Origin of the sequence: Halomonas sp. CnH100-B, from assembly GCF_024124605.1 — a bacterium.
In the GTDB taxonomy this organism is placed as follows: domain Bacteria; phylum Pseudomonadota; class Gammaproteobacteria; order Pseudomonadales; family Halomonadaceae; genus Vreelandella.
Window position 1 is genome coordinate 263446 of record NZ_JAMXRX010000002.1, and the last position, 18563, is coordinate 282008.

Genomic DNA, 18563 nt, shown 5'->3' on the forward strand with positions numbered 1-18563 from the left:
TGGTCATTATTCAGAGAGGTCTAAGCCCATCTGCCAGAAGTCGATTTCCAGGCGGGTGGCATCGCGGAAGATCTTGCTCAGCTCACGAAAGCGGGCGGGGGTGACATCAGCCAAGCGGGCATCGAGCCACGCAAGCTCCGCTTGCATAGCAGCTTGGAACTCCTCGCCTTCGTACATGGCGATCCAGGCATCGAACGGGTTCTGCGCGCCGCGCAGCGTGGAAGGTTGCGCGTTCAGCCAGTTGGCGATTTCACCGTAGCCCACCAGGCACGGAGCCAGTGCCACGTGCAAATCCAGCAGGTCGCCGCGGTTGCCGGTATCCAGCACATAGCGGGTATAGGCCAGCGTGGCGCGGGCTTCTGGGAGTTCGGCAAGCTCCTGCTCGCTAATGCCCCATTCCTGGCAAAAGCCCACGTGCAGGCTCAGCTCCACATCCACAATGGCTTTCAAGCCTTCGTGGGCTTGGCGAAGATCGGCGAGGGTGGGGCTTTTGTAGGCGGCCAACGCGTAGGCGCGGGCGAAGTGGATCAAGAACAGGTAATCCTGCTTCAGGTAGTGGTGAAACGACGCCTCTGGCAGCTTAGCGGTGCCCAGCTGGAGCACGAAATCGTGCTCGATATAAGCGCGCCAATCGTCCTGGCAAGCGGTGGTGAGATCGGTAAAGCGGTAGCCCATTGTATGCCTCCGGTGGTAATGATCCGGAGGGCAGGCGAGAAAGATCGAGGGAGTGGCACGGAAGGGTGGCGTAAAGGTGCGCCGCGGCCATCGCTTGATCCCTACGCCGGTACCCGCGCCGCTATTCATAAAGCAGCGCATTAGCCGGATCAGGTTCAGCGGGACCAGCGCTCGGTAGCCAAAAGCTCACCCTGCGCCATCTCAGCCGGATATCACCGGCACCCCGTCAAGCTGTTCGTGGGTGGAGTGTAGGAGGCGGGTGGGGGAGATGCAAGAGGGGTTTATTTTCTAAATGGTTGGTAATGGGCTACTGCGAAATCGATAAGAGCCCGAAACACGACGATACTAAGCGCCTGCTTCTATGTAACCGCCTCCACGTATTTGTCGTTTGCCAGATACCCTAAAAATTGCCGCACTTCATGATCTGTCAGTGGGCAGGGTGTCGTAATTTATTGAACCTAATGTAAAAGCGAATCCATTAGCAATAGGTTTTCTCAGTACGGAAGCTATGACGTTTGGCCCACAGGGCCACCTTGACGCGTTCCATCAGTTTCGTAGGAGAATGCCTCAATAATGCTGTTCATAAAAACAGTATTATTGAGACGAGCAAAACGCGCAAGCCCGCGAATTTTGGCTACATCGCCAAAATTCTCTTTGTACGCTGTAGAATCGATGAGGTAGATTCAATTTGGTGGCTATGAAACCTCAGTCATTGTGATGTCACGTTCATTGAGGTTTGATGGCAGGGCGTATAATCACTGTTAGGTCTAATAAGTAAGGAGTGTTATTGGTTTGAAAGTTTCAGATGTGGTTCATGATTTTGGAAATAGTAAAATGCATTCCTGTGGTGGGATTTGCCGGGTGCGAACCTATGTGGGAAGCGAAGGCGTTGTCGTGCTTTTGACTGATTTGGGTGATCTCAATGATGGGCAATCAGTCACGAATGCCGTAGAAAAAATAATAGACTCGGTTATTAGAAAAGGGTTGGTGACTCAAAGTGCTACTTTTATTGAGCATTACGAAAGAGACCTAGCTGAGTTCGATACATTTGATGTGGTAACGCTGATCCCAACTACCCAGTGGAAGTCTATAAAAAGAGAAAAGGTAGTTGAGCTGATTGCCGGTGATGAAAAAGAGCTTTCTGAAAGAAGTGTAGAGAACAGGTCGGTCTACGAGCAGGCTGACCAGATTAGATACCAGAGGGATCCTTTCAGGGGATCTGTGCACATTGAAAGTCCGGCCGTAATTGCTCGTAAATTTGAAATTATGGAGTCAATGATTGCAAAGGATTCCATTTCAGAACTAATAGAATCTCGCGCTAATGAGCAAGAAATCCAAAGGCTGATTAAAAAAGATCTTTCCCTCATGGCCGAAGCTTATGTTGGCGATGGAGAGTACATATGTTTTTCGGAATACCCGTTAGCTGATGGTGCTGTGGATTTTGTGATCTTTTCAGGCAGGTCGCGTATGGATATTACCTTAGTTGAAGTAAAAGGTGCAGAATTTAACCTAGTTAACTCGAACCATTATGCCTCGTTTAATCACAAAGTTAGTGACGCTGCTGAACAGATCCAAAAAAGGCTTGGAGTGGTTTATCGGAATTATGAACCATTTCGTAAAGACGCCCATGAAAGAAGGCTTAAAGTCCTATCGGGTGATTTGATTCACAACGCGTTTGTTGGACCGAACTCTTGCAAAGGAGTTGATCCTGAAAAGGATGTAAATATTCGCACTGTTGTAATTGGTGGTAGAACTGTAAATGATTTAGAAGAGAGTAAAAAGAGGCATGATTATGAAACGACCTCTACTCCACCAGTTCGTATTGAATCATGGGACACTTGGCTTCGAAGGTTGAAGCGCTGAGAAAAAGCCTAACAAGGGGCTGCAGCGGACCGCTTTTCCGGCGCGATGCGCCTCCAAATCGGCCGCTGAGCCCAAGCGTTAGCCGTTTTAGAAAATAATTTATAGTATGGTGAGTATGTCAGATTTTAACAAAAACACTGAACAGTTATGGTCTATGCAGCCACATGAGTTTAATGAATGGCGAGCAAATAATGACTTGCCAAGACTATTCAACTACTTATTGAAGCTTCTTCCTGGCTTTAGTGATTGGCTGGAAAGCTTACCTTTTGATACGGATGTTGTACTGAGAATTGTACCGACAGGAGACATCTTTAAAGGAAAGAATAAAGTTGTTATTCGAAGAACTGATTATTCTCAAAAGACCTTAATTGAATGTTACGAGGGCACAGAGAATGAAGCTAAGCAATGGTGGCAAAAAAGGCAAAGTGATATTGAAATACTTGGTGAAATTGAACCTTATTTCAAATGGGCGAAAAGAAAGCTCGGAAGAAAGCGTTTTTTTATATGGGATCAGGTTAATAAGCAAACTTCAGATAAGTTTATTCGCGGATCATGCTCTGGGATCAATGTTTCAGGATGTGTAACTCAAGCCCATCTTTTTAGAGATTATACACTTTTGAAGTTGGGGCAGGTCTGCCTAGGTAGCCGTGCTTCAATAGGAGGCAAAAACCTTGATTTCTGTGACTTAGACTTTCTAACAATAAAAGGTGATATGCATGGATATGGTTCTTCATGGAAAACTATAAGTTATTCCTCCTTCAGAGAGCTGACATTCGTGAGTGCATCAGTACACTTTTATACTTTTCATGAATGCTGGCTTGATAAGTTGTTAGTAAAAGATTCGAAGCTTCAAGACTTTTATTTTGAAAAAACCAATATAAACGAATTGCATTTTGAAAGCTCAAATGTTTACAGGATGGGCTTTAAAGAATCGAGAGTTAAACCATTCATTAAATACACAGAGATGAGAGAAGTCACTTTTCAACCAGACAAAAATGTTGAACCTTCAGAAATAGCTATTACTTACAGGATGTTCAGAGCAGCCTATCAGGTCAATGGTCTAACGAAAGAAGCATCTGAGTGTTACTATAAAGAAAGAGCATTTGAAAGAAAGTCTTACTTTCATCCTTACAGCATAGACCGCGAGAGATTTAAGGGAATTATTTTTGACGGCAGGCTTACTAAAGTATTGGACTCCTACATTAAGGGGAGGTGTGAAATATCAGGAATCCCTTCTTTAATAAAGAAAGCCCTAGTGTCAAAAATCAAAAAATATATAACACCTAACTCATTATTCTCTTTGATTAAGTACCGATTTAAATGGCTTGTTTCAATGGTGGATAATTTGGTTTGGGGGTACGGTGAGAGGCCTTTAAGAATAATACTCTTCGCAGCCTTTGTTATATCTTCATATGCTGGTGTTTATAATGCAGTAGGCTGGGTTGATGAAGGTGGAAATGATTATGATTTGAGCCTTTTTGATAGTTTTTACTATTCAGTAGTTACATTTAGTACTCTTGGGTATGGTGACATAACACCTAATACGGAAGTTTTGAAAATTTTGGCTGGTTCTGAAGCTTTACTAGGTGCCTTGACCATAGGTTTGTTAATCGCTGGTTTTTCTAATAAAAATAGGTACTAGCTAGCTACTACGGCTAACAAGCGCTTTAAACGGAACGTCAACAATTGGCTATTGTTCGTTCCTCACAATTTTAGCCAACTATTTCCGTCCGCTTAAGCGGGCGTTATCTTCTTTGGAGCATGTAGCTCATGGCGTGGATATTTCAAGGGAATCCGAATCGTTTTGATATTGACGATTACCTTTCGCGCTACTCGCAACTGATCTACTGGCGTACGAACCGTTACATCAAAGAAATTTCGGTTGGTGACCCTGTATTTATTTGGCGCGCAGGCAGCGATGCTGGCGCTGTAGCGGTTGGTCGGGTAGTCGAGGAGCCAACGCAAGCTCAGGAAGTGAAGCACCCGGAAGCGCTTGGTGATGATCTGTGGGTCGCGGACGAATTGAGCCCCACTGAGTTCAAGACCGGTATTCAGCTCAGCGAGGTTCGCCTTTCAACTGACGAGGGCATGGTCGCGAGGTCTATCGCAAAGGATGACGTTACATTAGCCTCTTCAACTATCATTACGGTTCCAAGTGGTACAGTCTTTCACTTGTCAGACGATGAGATGGCGGCGCTGATACATCTGTGGGGGGCACCCATAGATATCTTCCCAGCCGCCGGTGTTGTTGAGGGGAAACAACAGCTCCGCGCTCACTATGCTCGTGAGCGTTCATCGCGGCTACGCCGCGACAAGCTGTCTGCGTTTCGAAAAGAACATGGAAGCTTATTTTGCGAGATATGTGGGTTTTCGGCGTCCGCCCATCATCCAAAGCCGTTCGCTGAACGCGCATACGAGGTTCATCACAGGAACCCGCTTGCAGCTGCTGCGACACCGGTGCGAACTACACTGAACGATCTGGCGGTTTTGTGCGCCAACTGTCACAGGGCAGTTCATGCAAATTCACATGTGATCGAAAATTATGAGGAGCTTGCCAAACTGTATGCAAGCAGAAGATAACAAGGCCAAGCACGGCGACAGCTTTTTCGTTGCGGCTTCGCCTTCACTACAAAGCTGCGCGTGTTGGCGGCGTTATGTGCCTGAGTGAGTTAGGAGTCATTTGTGAAATGAGTGTTCAGTTGAAATTGATTCAGCTTAGAAAGAAAATCAGGGCAAATAAGAAGAAAGTAATCGATACAATAATTGCAAATCACTCCGCAGGCATATGCATAATTTGCGGTTCTCCAGAGCAATTGACTAGAGAGCATGTGATTCCTCAGTGGGTCTATAATCGTTGTACAAAACGAACATTCAATACAACGACTAACGGCGCTTATCAAACGTACAACAAGACGACGCTACCGGCATGCAAAGATTGCAATTCGAATCTGCTTGGCTACTTGGAAAGGCATTTGAAGCATGAATTTGAAAAAAATGATGTGAGCAAGCAAGAATTCTCTCAAGAGACCTTAGAGTTAATCGTTTTGTGGTTAGAAATTCTAGAATACAAATTCCAAGTTCTTGACCTTAGAAGAAGTCTAAACAAGGTAAAAGGCGCGGAATACATACCTTTTATTGGCAAAATGCCAATAGCAATGTTTCAAGGTCCTATGGATACAAGCCCCTCAAAAGTTTTCTCGAATCTTCGTTCTGCACTGCAAGTGTTAAGCGTGAAATCAAAAGTAAAAAGACTTAATTCTCTCTGTGTTATCCACACTACAAACAAAGATTTTCACTTTTTCCACTCTACAAATAACTTTATATTTATTGAGTTAGCCGAGTTTGGGGTCGCGTTTTTCTATTTTTACAAGCAAGAGTTTGAAAGTTACAGCGTTGCTGCTGAGTCAGCAATGAGAATCGTCCAAGAAAAGTACGATAAAACAGGCACATAACAGAGCGTTATGCGGGGCGTTCGTCTTGGCATTCGCGTACACTCGGTGAAAATTTGAACACGCAAGAGGTGCGTCATGACTGGAATCATAGCCATTGAGGCGCGCAGCAACTTATATCGGTTGATCGACGAGACTGTGCCGAATCTCACCAATCCATCGTCATCATAGGGAAGAGCCACAAGGCCGCCCTGGTTTCCGAGGAAGATGGGGCTGCCCTTCAGGAAACACTTTACCTGCTCTCCGTACTCGGTATTTGGCCACCAGCGGTCCCGAATCAAACCCCCAGGCATGGTTGGCGCTGGTAGCGGAAGATGATAAGAACCGATGGTAAGGTACCGCCCAAAGTGCCCACCACTCTTGAGTAAGGCCATGAGACAGCCTGATACCGCCCTGCACATACGCACCTACGATGATGAAGTGACGCGTCATGCCCACGATCATCATCAGTTGGTGCTTCCCCTAACCGGTACGCTGTTTCTCACTATCGATGCCAGGGCGGGGGAGGTGTCGCAACATCGTGCGGCGATCATATCGTCAGGCAGCAGCCATGGCTTTGCGGCCACTTCGGCCAATCGGTTTTTGGTGGTCGATGTACCCGAGCGGCTGGCGCCCTCTCTGGATAGACTGCCGCATTTCGTGGAGCTGGATGCGTCGTTGCGCCATTACGTTCACTTTCTGCATGCCCAAGCTTTGGGTGGGGCGGTAGCGCACGCGACTCAGCATCATATGCTGCTATTGCTGATCCAACTGCTGCACGAGCGCCACGGCAGCCGATGCCAGTTGGACCGCCGGGTGCACGCCGCGCAACAGTTTCTGCAAAACCACGTTCATCGGCCGGTTTCCATGGCGGAGGTGGCCAGCGCCGCGCATCTGAGCATTCGCCAGTTGAACGATCTTTTTCGCCAGCAGGTCGGCGCGACGCCTCATCAATACCTTCTAGAGCGACGTATGAACGAGGCATGGCGGCTGTTGGAGCAGTCAGACCTCAGTATCCAGCGGGTGGCGGAATCGGTGGGCTATACGTCATTGTCGGCCTTCAGCGAGCGCTTCCGTCGTCACTTTGGCAAACCGCCCAGCCACTTTCGCCGTTTTCCGACATAAAGCCGCTAGAACGCGAAAGCCCCCATTAGCCCCTTCCATTACGCTCTTCCGACACAGCGAATGAGAGAATGTAAGGGGAGAGAGCCATATGCCAAACGTAAACGCGGCTACCTGGATTGGGTCTATTTCTGTGCTGCTTTGGGGCACGCTGGCGTTGCTGACCAAGTTATCTGGCGGCGACATTCCTGAGTTTCAGCTTATGGCCATGACCTTTGGCATTGCGTTTTTGCTGATGATGGGTCGATGGGGGCTCGCTGGGCATACGGGCATTCGTTATACCCGGCAGCCGTTGATAGCTTGGTGTATCGGGATTGGCGGGTTGTTCGGTTATCACTTTGCCTATTTCAAGGCGATGACGTTGGCGCCAGCGGTAGATGTCAGCTTGTTGGCTTACCTCTGGCCGCTGCTGATCGTGCTACTGTCGGCGCTGTTGCCGGGCGAGCGATTGCGGGCTCAGTCTATCGTGGGGGCGTTGCTGGCTCTGCTGGGCTGCTGGCTGTTGATCAGCCGCCAGGCCGGTGGGTTTGCGTGGGAGTACTTGCCTGGCTATTTGGTCGCCTTGGCGTGTGCGTTGATCTGGTCGTCTTACTCCGTGCTCAGCCGGTGGGTGCGTTCCGTGCCTACCGATGCCGTGGGCTGGTTCTGCGGGGTAACGGCGTTGCTGGCATTCGGCTGCCATGTGCTGTGGGAAGAGACGGTCTGGCCGAGCGGCTGGCGGCAATGGGTGGGTGTCGTGGGGTTAGGGCTTGGCCCCGTGGGAATTGCCTTCTTTACCTGGGATTATGGCGTCAAGCACGGGAATATTCAGCTACTGGGCACCCTGGCGTATAGCGCGCCGCTGATCTCCGTGGTGCTGCTGATTCTGGCAGGCTACGGCGAGGCGACTATCGCCGTCGTGAGCGCCAGCGTGCTCATCGTGCTGGGCTCTTTGGTGGCCGGTTGGGTGCGGCCTCGAAAGGTATCGCAGCGGAATAAATTGTAGGCTGTGCAGCGGTCGAGTTTCCGCTACTTGGCGGTGTCGCTGTGCTGCGGTTTTTGTTGTCGTGGGTATAAGCGTGATGAACCAGAAATTCGTACTCACCGGCGGCCCCGGTGGTGGCAAAACATCTCTTCTTGATACCTTAGCGGCGCGCGGCTATTGCACTTTGCCAGAGTCTGCCCGCCGCATTATCAAAGATCGGTTGGCGGCGGGGTTATCGCCCCGGCCAGACCCTGTCGATTTTGCTCAGCAAATCTTGAATGCGGATATTGAAAAGTACCGGCGTGTCGCTGCCTGCGATCAGGCCACGTTTTTTGATCGTGGGGTACTGGATGCGCTGTACATGCTGGATGCCGCGGGTGCGCGTTCGCGGGCTGACATCGCCCACCATGTCGAAGCATTCCCTTATAACCCCGTTGTCTTTCTTCTGCCGCCATGGGAAGAGATTTACGCTACCGATTCAGAGCGTGACCAAACGTTTGAAGAGGCTATAGAAGTATTCGAGGGGATGAAGCAGTGGTATGCGCAATGGGGTTACGAAACGTTGGACGTTCCGCGTGCCACTTTAGAAGAACGCGTGTCGTTTATCTTGCAGCGTTTAACTTGACTGGGTTAATGGCTTGGCAAAGCAAAGGCTTGATGCGCTCTCAGAACCCCAACCAGCGCGTTGGCAAGTACCGCGCTCCTGCATTGGGCCGTTGGGGTCTGATGTTTTAGGCCGTTAGTGGTTTCTCCTCACACCATCTGCAAGCTCTGCTTACGCGTTGGCGGCGGATAGGCGGCATCCATCTGTGCCAGGTCCTCGTCATCTAGCCTGATTTTATCTGCATCAGCGTTCTGTTTGAGGTGGTCCAGATTTACGGCTTTAGGAATCGCGATCACGCCGGGGTGTCGCAGTGCCCAGGCAAGGGCGACTTGCGCGGGGGTGGCGCTGTGTTTGTCGGCGATGCGTTGCAGAGTAGCGTCACGAAGTAGCGCGCCGCCTTGCCCGATCGGGCAGTAGGCCATGAGCGGCATGTGGCGTTGTGCTTGCCAGGGCAGCAGGTCGTACTCAATGCCCCGTGCTTCGGGGTTGTAGAGCACCTGATTGGTGGCGCACGCGGGCGCGTTTAGTTCTTCTAGGTCGTCAACGTCGAAGTTTGACACGCCCCAGCGCAGGATCTTGCCCTGTTCGCGCAGCCGCTCAAACGCTTCCACGGTTTCGCTCAGCGGGTACTGGCCGCGCCAGTGCAGCAGATATAGATCAATCGTATCGGTGCCCAATCGGCGCAGGCTGCGCTCACAGGCGGCTTGAACACCCTGGGTGCTGGCGTTGTGCGGGTAAACCTTGCTGACGAGATACACCTCATCGCGCCGTCCGCGAATGGCTTCGCCCACGATTTCTTCAGCGCCGCCCTCGGCATACATCTCGGCGGTATCCATCAGCGTCATACCCAGGTCTAGGCCTTCACGCAGCGCCCTGATTTCAGCCTTCTGCTGCCCGGCATCCTCGCCCATGTGCCAGGTGCCCTGGCCGATACGGGGTACGCTGACGCCGCCTAGCTCAATCGTCTGCATATCTCACTCTCCTAGTGTCATTTCCTGCTGTGATGTGGTTCTGACTGCCCAAGGCCATCGGCGTTCATGCTCCCATCGTAGACGATCCGCTTTGAAGGTGGTGAACGAGAGAAGATCAATGAGCACAATTCTGAGATCATGTCAGAAGCTACCCATGCTGACCCTAGTGGCAGCTTTCAATGAACCAGAGGAACCCAAATGGCCGAATACACCGCTTCTATTCAGTGGGCCCGTGGGGCCGATGAAGCCTTTCTAGATCAGCGCTATAGCCGTGGGCACGAGTGGGTGTTTGATGGCGGCGTTCGCGTGCCTGCGTCGTCATCGCCTCATGTGGTGCCGTTGCCTTATTCGGTCGAGGCCAACGTCGACCCGGAAGAGGCGTTTGTGGCCTCGCTGTCCAGTTGCCATATGCTGTTCTTCCTCGCCATCGCCGGGCAGCAGGGTTTTGTCGTGGAAAGCTACCTGGATAACGCAGTGGGTGTGATGGAGAAGGGCCGCGATGGGAAGATCGCCATGACCCAAGTCACGCTGCGGCCAAAGGCGGTGTTTGCAGGAGATCCGCCCTCAATGGAGGCGCTTGAGCAGATTCATCATGCTGCCCATGAAAAGTGCTTTATCGCTAACTCGGTTAAGACCGATGTGGTGACCGAGATTCAGAATTAAAGTCGTTAAGTCGTCGGCTTCTTGAGCGTGGTATAGCAAAACGTCATGGCAGCGGTTAGCCTAAACGGTTGGTTAATCACGCTCATTGAGCATATAGGCGCAGCCATGGAAGATATCTCTAACGTCACGCTGGCGTTGGCAGACGCATCGGCATTTGAAGCGTTCAAGCAAGAGTTAAAAGCCTCGTTTAGCGTGGCAGTGGAAGAGACGTTTGGCGCAGTGGAAGCGAGCTTGCTTCCTTCCGACGCCGATATCGACAACTCTCTTACCGCGCCAGATGCCGTGGTGCATCACATATTGCTAGACGGCGTGAAAGTGGGCGGCGCGATTGTGACCATTGACGAAGCCACCCAACACAACGCGCTGGATCTGTTTTATCTCTTACCCAGCACCCACGGGCGTGGCGTGGGCTATCGTTCTTGGCAAGCCATCGAACAGGCATACCCGCAAACACGGGTATGGATGACCCACACGCCTTACTTTGAAAAGCGAAACATCCACTTTTATGTCAATAAGTGCGGTTTTAAGATTGTCTCTTTTTATAACCGTTATTACCCCTTACCCGATGATGAAGAGCGGGGTAGTAAGGCGCATAAGCTTGAGTTTTTTGGCTTTGAGAAAGTCATGAGGTAAGTCTCGGAAAAAGGATTTTAAAGTGACCGTAAGAGCTGCAGAAAGAACCGATATTGCCGCCATCGCCCAGGTGTATCAGGCCTGTTTCCCCCGCGAGAAAAACCACGCAGAGTGGATAGAGGCGTCGTTTAACGCTTACCCAAGGGGCGTTTACTACGTGGTCGAAGTGGAAGGCCAAGTACGCGGTTATATCCTTTGGTGCGTGAAGAACGGTTTTCGGGAAAAGAGCATTATCGAGCTGGAACAAATCGGCATTCACCCAGATGCGGCGGGTAAGGGGCTGGGTAAACAGCTTATTGTAGAGTCGCTAGCGCCGTTCAAAGCCCACGTGCGCCGCCAGGGCTGTGGCGTGGGGGCGGTAATGGTGACCACCTCGGAAGGCAACTTCGCAGAGAAACTGTATCAATCCACGCTGGGCGTCTCCCGCGCGGCGGTGATTAGTGGCTATGGCGCAGGGGATGAGGTGATCTTGTATAACGCCAGCGTGGAGTAGCGCGAAAGCGGTGGTGTATCAAAAATTCCTTAAGGAGAAGGAAATGAAAGGCGAGTGCCTGTGTGGGGAAGTGGCGTTTAAGATTGCAGGCGAGCTGCCTCATCTGTACCAATGCCACTGTTCGTTATGCCGTAAGGCAACCGGTGCCGCTGCTAATGCGGCCACCTTTGTGCAGAGCGAGCAGTTCCAGTGGCTTTCGGGGCAGGGGAATATCCGTTCTTATCAGCGTGAAAGCGGCTACCGAAGCGATTTCTGCGCGACATGCGGCAGCCCGGTACCCAACCAACTGCGCGGTAGCGATTGGATGTGGGTGCCTGCCGGGTTATTAGAAGGTGAGATCACTGCCAGGGTAGCGGTGCATCTTCATATGGACTCAGCTGCCGCCTGGGAGCAGGAGTCGGGCCACTGCCAGCGCTTTGATGCCTCTCCAGAGAGCCTACAGGCGCTGCACAGCGCACTTCAGCAGGTGTGAGCATGAACGCAATTACAACCGACTATCGCATACGCCCCTTTTAGGCCGACGAGAGGGAGGCCGTGCTCTCTATCTGGCTGTCGGCGTCGGTTCAAGCGCATGATTTTATCGCGCCCCGCTTTTGGGAATCGAAGCAGGGCGCGATGCGAGATGTGTATCTTCCCGCTTCAGAGACTTACGTGGCTGAAGCGTCGGGGCATGTAGTGGGCTTTTACAGCCTTTACGAAAACACGCTGGCCGCCATTTTTGTGCAACCCAACCAGCAGGGCAACGGCTTGGGCAGTGCGCTGCTGGAAGATGCCAAGCGCCGCAGGGAGTGGCTGCAGTTAACTGTTTATGCCCAGAACGCTCCTAGTATCCGTTTCTATGAAGCGCGGGGTTTTGTGCCAATGGGCGAGCAGTTAGATGAGCACACGGGAGAGCCGGAGCTGCTCATGCGTTTTAGCCCTTAGCCAGAATAGCGCTACACTCATCTCCAATATTTTCCACACTGCTTAGGAATGCACACAATGAATCACCGTCAACCACGCTGGATGCGTGCTGCGCTGTCGGCTTGCTTACTTTTAGCTTCTGCCACTGTTATGGCGCAGGAGGATCGTATTAACGCTGAGCTTGAGCGCATTGAGCAAACCCTGGATGCGCGCATTGGCTTTGCTGCCCACAACATAGCCACAGGCCAGCGCTGGGGAGTGAATGCGGATGAGCGCTTTGCCATGTCTAGCACTTTTAAAACCCTGGCCTGCGGCGCACTGCTGGAGCAGGTGGATGAGGGGCAGCTGGCGCTGGAAACCGAGGTCAGTTTTGAAGCATCGGAGTTGGTGACTTACTCGCCGGTCACCGAGCAGTACGCGGGCCACAAGCCGATGACGCTGTTTGAATTGTGCGATGCCACCATGACCACCAGCGACAACACCGCTGCTAATCTGGTGCTGCAAGCGCTAGGTGGGCCGGAAGCCATCACGGCGTTCGTGCGGAGTATGGATGACCCCGTTACCCGCCTAGACCGCTATGAGACCGAGCTAAACGAGGCCACGCCAGGGGATGAGCGCGACACCACCACGCCCAACGCCATGCTAGCCACGCTGGAAAAGCTAGTGCTTGGGGATGTGTTATCAGATGAGTCTCGCCAGCAGTTGGAAGCGTGGATGAAGGGCAATGCGGTGGCGGATGGCCTGTTCCGTGCCGCCATGCCGTTTGATTGGATAATTGCGGACAGAACCGGCGCAGGCGGTTACGGCTCACGCTCCATTACCGCGATTATTTGGCCGCCGGAGCAGGCACCTACGGTCGTGGTGTTTTATATCACCGAAACCGAGGCATCGTTTGAAGAGCGCAATGCGGCTATTGCTTCTTTAGGTGAAGTGGTTCAAGAATCGTTGGCAGCTCATTAATAAAAAACGGGGGGGCAATTGGCCACCCGTTTTTTTATAAAAGCGCTTAAGTAGAGTTGCTAAATCGCTAACCGTTCTGGCGTTATTGAATTTAGCGAATGACGGTAAGCCTATAAAATTCCCGTATGCTCCACCACCACCATTACTCCAATCCCAATCAATACAACGCCACCTACAAGTTCTGCCCAGTGGCCAACGTATTTGCCCAGTTTGTGGCCTAGCAGCGTTCCCATGGATGCCATGACGGTGGTGGCAAGGCCAATGGCGAGGCTGGTGGTAATGATGTTCACGTCGATGAACGCTAGGCTAGCGCCTACCGCCATGGCGTCTAAGCTGGTGGCAGTAGCCGTCAGTATCAGCAGCCATAGCGTTTGTTTGCGGTGTGCTACCTTTTCTTCTTTTTTCAGCCCTTCATGCATCATGTGCAGGCCAATGATGAAAAGTAGGGTGAACGCCACCCAGTGGTCCCAGGCTTCGACGTACTGTTGAGACGCCTTGCCAGCCACCCAGCCCAGCACCGGTGTCATCGCTTCGATGATGCCAAACACCAAGCCAATACCCAGGGCATGTCGGAAGCGGGGCTTGCTGAGTTCGGCGCCTTTACTGATGGAGGCTGCGAATGCATCCGCCGACATGGAAACCGCAAGAAACAGTAGCGCAACAGGCGTCATGGTAGATAGGCTCTTTAGATAAAACGCGATCTTTAAAATGCTTACTTGAGTGTAAAAGGAAAATATTGAATAGCGCTGAATCCTATCAGGTTTTTGGCTGGTAACAAGGCGGTTTGCGAAAAATAAAGTTTGTAATAGCGAACAAACATAGCTTTGGCTAACAATGTGTCTACTAGCTGATTTTGTTGGTGTTTTGACGTTTAGTTGCATAGTGGTTAAATGAAAAGCCGCCTGGTTGAAAACGTCAGGCGGCTTTTTAAAGACGCATTATTTAACGCCGATTAGAATTAGCGATGTTGATACAGCCACTTAACATCCACGCCGAAAGAGTAAACCAGCGTGACTAACGCGCTAAACGCAAGCAGCCCTGCTAACAAAGGCGAAGTCAGTGGCGTTAACGCCAACAGCATCGCCACGACCTGCCAGACGCACACGGCTTTGCGGCGGTAGCTCTCATTAAGCGGTGCATCCAGCCAAGGGAAGAGAAGGCTAGCGGCCACGAATAAGTAGCGCATGCCGCCAATCAGCAGCACCCACAGCCCCAGCCCCTCTTCCATGATCAAGCCAACACAGAGCAGCATGATCAGCAGGGCATCCAGTTCCATATCGAAGCGCGCGCCAAAAGGCGAGTGGCTTCGGGTGCGGCGGGCAATCCAACCATCCACGCCGTCCAGTAGTAGAGCGATGACCGAGACACCCAGCCATAGCCAAATGGCATCGATGAAAGCGTCACTCACCAGCGCGCCCGCAACCAGAGCGACCAGCACCGCGCGTCCTAGTGTCACCCGGTTGGCCCAACCTAGCGGGCCATGGGGCCAAAACACCAAGATCAAACCGCTGATGAGCGTATAGAAGATACCGGCTGCCCACCAGTTGGCGGCGCTTGCCATGAGCGGCGCGAGCAGCATGCCCATACCCACGAGAAACAGCGCGCCTATTAGCAGCTCGAGACTGCTGAACAGCCGCTTGGGCAGTGGGTAGGAGGAGGAGTTAGAAACAGGCGGCATGGTGGCTCACGAAGCGGCGCGGTCGTCCGCAGTTGAAATTAGTGATGCAATAATTTATCTATGTACCATTATTGTATAGGGTGTATGGTGGTTAGCATCCCAAAAAGTTCCCCACTTAAACAATGTTGAAGGTTGGCAAGCGTTAATAGACCGATTGCTTTTCTACGCTAAGCTATAGGTGAGCCATTGAAAAGTCGCCATATCTTAGTAACGTTAAGATCAACGGATGGAAACAGCGCTTCAACGATAAGGAAATGTCATGTCGGCGCCTGATACGGCGGTGGCCTTTTGGGTAACGCACCCAGGTCACGGCGAACTGCAGCAGGAAGAGCTGCCCACAATAGATACATCAGAAGTGCGTGTTCGTGCCCTGTATAGCGGCGTGAGCCGCGGCACGGAATCTCTGGTGTTTCATGCCCGCGTGCCGGAAAGCGAAACTCAGCGGATGCGCGCTCCTTTCCAGGCCGGAGAATTCCCCACCCCGGTAAAGTACGGTTACTGCAGCGTGGGTCGTGTGACTCACGGCCCTGATTCACTTCTCGATAAAACCGTGTTTTGTCTTTATCCCCATCAGAATCACTACGTAGTGCCTGCCGACAGTGTGGTGCCGGTCCCTGATGACGTACCTGCCCAGCGCGCCGTGCTCACTGCCAACATGGAAACCGCCCTCAACGGCGTGTGGGATGCCAACCCCATGTTGGGTGAGCGCGTCTGCGTGATGGGCGCAGGCGTGGTGGGGGCGCTGGTGGCGTATTTGTGTGCGCGCATTGCGGGGGTCGAGGTCACGCTGGTCGATATCAATCCCGAGCGTGAATCTCTTGCCCGCGCCCTCGGCGTACCGTTTTCCCTGCCTGAACAAGCACCCAACGATCAAGACTGCGTGATTCACGCCAGCGGCCACCCGGATGGTCTGCGTCTGGCCATGGAACGGGTCGGCAATGAAGGGCGTGTTATCGAGATGAGCTGGTTTGGCCAAGGGGAGGTGGCACTGCCCCTCGGCGGGGCTTTCCATTCCCAGCGGCTGACTTTGCGCGCGAGCCAAGTGGGTCAGCTGCCTGCCAAGCTGCAACCGCGCTGGAACTATCGCCGCCGCTTGAGCGTGGCGCTACGTCTGTTGGCGGACCCCGCCCTGGAGGCGTTGATCAGCAGCGAGTGCGATTTTATCGATTTTCCTGAACGAGCCCCGGCGCTGTTTAGTCCACAGAGCACGGCGCTTTGCCACCGAATTCGCTACCCCTAAACCCCTTAACCGTTAGTTTCCGACTGGAGTTGCCATGTACCGTTTATGCGTCCGCGATCACTTCATGATTGCCCACAGCTTCAAAGGCGAGATCTTTGGCCCGGCCCAGCGCACCCACGGCGCTACCTATGTGGTCGATGTCGTATTTCAGCGCCCAGAGCTGGATCAAGATGGCTTGGTGATCGACATTGGCCTCGCCAGTGAGACCGTCAAAGAAGTGCTGGCCAATTACAACTATCGCAACCTCGATGAGGTCAGTGAGTTTAACGGCCAGAACACCACGACGGAGTTCATGGCGAAAGTGATTTTTGACCAGCTCGCCGCTGCCATCAAAGCGGGCCGTATGGGCGAGACCGCCAAAGGCCTGACGCAAATGGACATCAAGCTACATGAATCTCATGTGGCCTGGGCCAGCTACGAAGGGGCACTATGAGCCAGCGCTTTACCTTACTAGTAGCAGGTGATCCGGACCAGCGTACCGGTGGTTATATCTACGATGCGCAGATCGTTGCCGCACTGCGCGAACAGGGCCTTCAGGTGGACGTGGTCGGCCTGGACGGGCGCTTTCCGCAGGCCGATGCAACGGCAAAACGTGCGCTTGATAGCGCGCTGGAAACCCTAGCCGATGGCGAGCGCGTCATTATCGATGGCTTGGCCATGGGCGCACTGCCCGATGTGGTGGCCCGCCATGCGGATCGGCTGGATATCACGTCGCTGCTGCATCACCCGCTGGGCGATGAACAAGGGCTCTCAAGTGACGAGCAGCAATCTCTTCATCGCAGCGAGCTGACGGGTCTGGCGGAGGTGGCGCGGGTCATCGTCACTAGCCGCTTCACCGCCCGCCGTTTGAGTGAACTGGCCAGCGATTACTCGCTGCCCATTACTGCGCCCATTACGGTGGTCGAGCCGGGCGTTGCTCACGCGCCGATCAGCCCCGCACCTGCGCCGGGTGAACCCATCCGCCTGCTGTGCGTGGCCACGCTCACGCCGCGCAAGGGACAGGATGTGCTGGTCAAGGCGCTGGCGCGCGTGAATAGCGACCAGTGGCAGTGTGACTGCTACGGAGGGGACCGCGATACAGCATTTAGCGCTAGCGTGCAGCAGCTCATTGACGAACATCGGCTTGCGGAGCGCGTCACTCTCCACGGTGAGTGCGATGCCGACACCTTGGAGGCCGCGTACCAACGTGCCCATGCGCTGGTGCTGCCTTCTTGGTACGAAGGTTACGGCATGGTGGTCACCGAGGCGTTGGCCCACGGGCTGCCGGTGATTACCACGACTGGCGGCGCCCTGCGCGATACCCTACCGGAAGGCGCAGGCATCAGCGTCGCTCCTGGCGATGTGGAAGCACTTAGCGCTGCGATTGCTAACTTCTGCACCCATGAGGCGCTACGTACCGAACTACGTGCCGGGGTAGCGGTGGCGCGAGGCGCTCTCAACGACTGGCAGGCCGCTGGCGTTGAGTTCGCCAAGGCGTTGAATGGCACAGGTATGCCCGACCTCTCGTCGGGCAGCCAATTTGCGGCCAGCTGGCTCACGCTGCGGGAAGCGGTAGATAGTCACGCCCGCAGTGAAGCGCTGGTCAACCGGCTCGATGCGTGGCTATCCATGCGCGAAGCGCCGGTATCGCTGGCAGATTTAGGCTGCGGACGGGGCAGCAATATGCAGTTTCTCGCGCCTCGGCTGAGCATTGCGCAGCGGTGGGCGCTGTTCGACCACGACGACGCCCTGTTACGGGAGGCGCGCCGTCGTGCCCTGCCGCTTCATGATGCGACGGGCCAGCCGCTGAACGTGGAAACCCACTGCGCGTCGCTTGCGAATCTCGATCACTCGGCACTGAAAGTGGCGGATGTCGTCACTGCTTCAGCGCTCATCGACTTGGTGTCTCAGCAGTGGATCGACACGCTGGCACAGCAGTGTGCCGCGCATCGTCAAGCGCTGCTAGTGAGCTTGAGCGTCACCGGCGAGTGGTGCTTTACCGATGCGGATCAGCAGTCCATCGACGACCCGGAAGACCGCTTTGTGCTGGGGCTGTTCAACGCCCATCAGCAGCGGGATAAAGGGCTGGGCGAGGCGTTAGGCGGCGAGGCTCACCGAGCGCTCTATCACGCCATGGCGGAGCAGGGGTACGCGGTGGAAGAGGCCGCTACGCCTTGGCAGCTCGCCGCGGGGAGCCATGAGCAGCAGCCGCTCGTCAGCTCGCTGATCAATGGCTGGGCGGAAGCGGCCACCGAGCAGGCGCCAGACGCCGCTACTCGGATCGCCGAGTGGCGCACCGCGCGCCTGGATGCCGTTGAGCGTGGGCAAGTGGGCGTTTGGGTGGGCCATCGTGATCTGCTGGCGCTGCCAGCGGAGCAGGGCTAGCC

20 protein-coding genes, 1 pseudogene and 1 riboswitch are annotated in these 18563 nt (G+C 53.4%); of the genes and pseudogenes, 17 read left to right on the forward strand and 4 right to left on the reverse strand.

The window, feature by feature from the left end; genetic code table 11:
• Positions 1-6: 6 nt before the first annotated feature.
• Complete coding sequence (tenA, locus tag NH398_RS04745; protein WP_253016919.1) at positions 7-675, reverse strand: thiaminase II; 669 nt, start codon at positions 673-675, stop codon at positions 7-9.
• 81 nt (positions 676-756) lie between these two features.
• A riboswitch (TPP riboswitch) is annotated at positions 757-911 on the reverse strand.
• A gap of 556 nt (positions 912-1467) precedes the next feature.
• On the opposite strand from tenA, the gene NH398_RS04750 reads away from it, so the two are divergent.
• From NH398_RS04750 to NH398_RS04785, 8 genes and pseudogenes are all read left to right on the forward strand, one after another.
• Positions 1468-2538 carry a Shedu immune nuclease family protein gene (locus NH398_RS04750; protein WP_253016921.1) on the forward strand — a complete coding sequence of 357 codons (1071 nt, stop codon included), beginning with the start codon at positions 1468-1470 and terminating at the stop codon, positions 2536-2538.
• Between the two features lie 115 nt (positions 2539-2653).
• Positions 2654-4180, forward strand: coding sequence for a potassium channel family protein (locus NH398_RS04755; protein WP_253016923.1), 1527 nt, complete (start codon positions 2654-2656; stop codon positions 4178-4180).
• 128 nt (positions 4181-4308) lie between these two features.
• On the forward strand, positions 4309-5118 hold the full coding sequence (locus tag NH398_RS04760; protein WP_253016925.1) for an EVE domain-containing protein: 810 nt from the start codon (positions 4309-4311) through the stop codon (positions 5116-5118).
• 107 nt (positions 5119-5225) lie between these two features.
• Positions 5226-5990 (forward strand): HNH endonuclease, encoded by a 765-nt coding sequence (locus tag NH398_RS04765; protein ID WP_253016926.1) that lies wholly within the window; start codon positions 5226-5228, stop codon positions 5988-5990.
• Between the two features lie 75 nt (positions 5991-6065).
• Positions 6066-6244, forward strand: a pseudogene (locus NH398_RS04770) (type II toxin-antitoxin system Phd/YefM family antitoxin); the annotation flags it as partial.
• A gap of 115 nt (positions 6245-6359) precedes the next feature.
• On the forward strand, positions 6360-7091 hold the full coding sequence (locus NH398_RS04775; protein WP_253016928.1) for a helix-turn-helix domain-containing protein: 732 nt from the start codon (positions 6360-6362) through the stop codon (positions 7089-7091).
• A gap of 88 nt (positions 7092-7179) precedes the next feature.
• Positions 7180-8073 carry a DMT family transporter gene (locus NH398_RS04780; protein ID WP_253016930.1) on the forward strand — a complete coding sequence of 298 codons (894 nt, stop codon included), beginning with the start codon at positions 7180-7182 and terminating at the stop codon, positions 8071-8073.
• Positions 8074-8149: 76 nt separating this feature from the next.
• A complete protein-coding gene (locus NH398_RS04785) occupies positions 8150-8677 on the forward strand; it encodes an AAA family ATPase (protein WP_253016932.1) in 528 nt (175 codons plus the stop codon).
• Between the two features lie 128 nt (positions 8678-8805).
• Here the strand turns inward: NH398_RS04785 and NH398_RS04790 are convergent, their stop codons facing one another.
• Positions 8806-9627 carry an aldo/keto reductase gene (locus NH398_RS04790; RefSeq protein ID WP_253016934.1) on the reverse strand — a complete coding sequence of 274 codons (822 nt, stop codon included), beginning with the start codon at positions 9625-9627 and terminating at the stop codon, positions 8806-8808.
• 198 nt (positions 9628-9825) lie between these two features.
• Between NH398_RS04790 and NH398_RS04795 the strand changes: the two genes are divergently transcribed.
• The 6 genes from NH398_RS04795 to bla all read left to right on the forward strand — a co-directional run bounded on the left by NH398_RS04795 (position 9826) and on the right by bla (position 13279).
• Positions 9826-10290 carry an OsmC family protein gene (locus NH398_RS04795; RefSeq protein WP_253016936.1) on the forward strand — a complete coding sequence of 155 codons (465 nt, stop codon included), beginning with the start codon at positions 9826-9828 and terminating at the stop codon, positions 10288-10290.
• Between the two features lie 105 nt (positions 10291-10395).
• Entirely contained in the window at positions 10396-10923 is a 528-nt protein-coding gene (locus NH398_RS04800; RefSeq protein WP_253016938.1) for a GNAT family N-acetyltransferase, read from the forward strand.
• A gap of 22 nt (positions 10924-10945) precedes the next feature.
• The gene (locus NH398_RS04805; protein WP_253016940.1) at positions 10946-11416 is read left to right on the forward strand and encodes a GNAT family N-acetyltransferase; all 471 of its coding nucleotides are present in this window, start codon (positions 10946-10948) and stop codon (positions 11414-11416) included.
• 43 nt (positions 11417-11459) lie between these two features.
• The gene (locus NH398_RS04810) at positions 11460-11888 is read left to right on the forward strand and encodes a GFA family protein (protein ID WP_253016942.1); all 429 of its coding nucleotides are present in this window, start codon (positions 11460-11462) and stop codon (positions 11886-11888) included.
• Between the two features lie 62 nt (positions 11889-11950).
• Positions 11951-12340, forward strand: a complete 390-nt coding sequence (locus NH398_RS04815; RefSeq protein ID WP_253016944.1) for a GNAT family N-acetyltransferase — start codon at positions 11951-11953, stop codon at positions 12338-12340.
• Between the two features lie 57 nt (positions 12341-12397).
• The gene (gene bla / locus NH398_RS04820; protein ID WP_253016946.1) at positions 12398-13279 is read left to right on the forward strand and encodes a class A beta-lactamase; all 882 of its coding nucleotides are present in this window, start codon (positions 12398-12400) and stop codon (positions 13277-13279) included.
• Positions 13280-13389: 110 nt separating this feature from the next.
• On the opposite strand, the gene NH398_RS04825 is transcribed toward bla, so the two are convergent.
• Together NH398_RS04825 and NH398_RS04830 are read right to left on the reverse strand one after the other, a co-directional pair.
• Positions 13390-13950 (reverse strand): manganese efflux pump MntP family protein, encoded by a 561-nt coding sequence (locus NH398_RS04825; RefSeq protein ID WP_159341426.1) that lies wholly within the window; start codon positions 13948-13950, stop codon positions 13390-13392.
• A gap of 287 nt (positions 13951-14237) precedes the next feature.
• Positions 14238-14957, reverse strand: a complete 720-nt coding sequence (locus NH398_RS04830; RefSeq protein WP_159341427.1) for a CDP-alcohol phosphatidyltransferase family protein — start codon at positions 14955-14957, stop codon at positions 14238-14240.
• 259 nt (positions 14958-15216) lie between these two features.
• Between NH398_RS04830 and NH398_RS04835 the strand changes: the two genes are divergently transcribed.
• The 3 genes from NH398_RS04835 to NH398_RS04845 are packed head-to-tail and all read left to right on the forward strand — an operon-like array spanning position 15217 to position 18561.
• A complete protein-coding gene (locus NH398_RS04835; protein ID WP_253016948.1) occupies positions 15217-16197 on the forward strand; it encodes a zinc-binding alcohol dehydrogenase in 981 nt (326 codons plus the stop codon).
• Positions 16198-16231: 34 nt separating this feature from the next.
• Positions 16232-16630, forward strand: a complete 399-nt coding sequence (locus tag NH398_RS04840) for a 6-carboxytetrahydropterin synthase (RefSeq protein ID WP_159341429.1) — start codon at positions 16232-16234, stop codon at positions 16628-16630.
• On the forward strand, positions 16627-18561 hold the full coding sequence (locus NH398_RS04845) for a glycosyltransferase (protein ID WP_253016950.1): 1935 nt from the start codon (positions 16627-16629) through the stop codon (positions 18559-18561). Before NH398_RS04840 ends, NH398_RS04845 begins: the two co-directional genes overlap by 4 nt.
• The last annotated feature ends 2 nt before the right edge of the window (positions 18562-18563 follow it).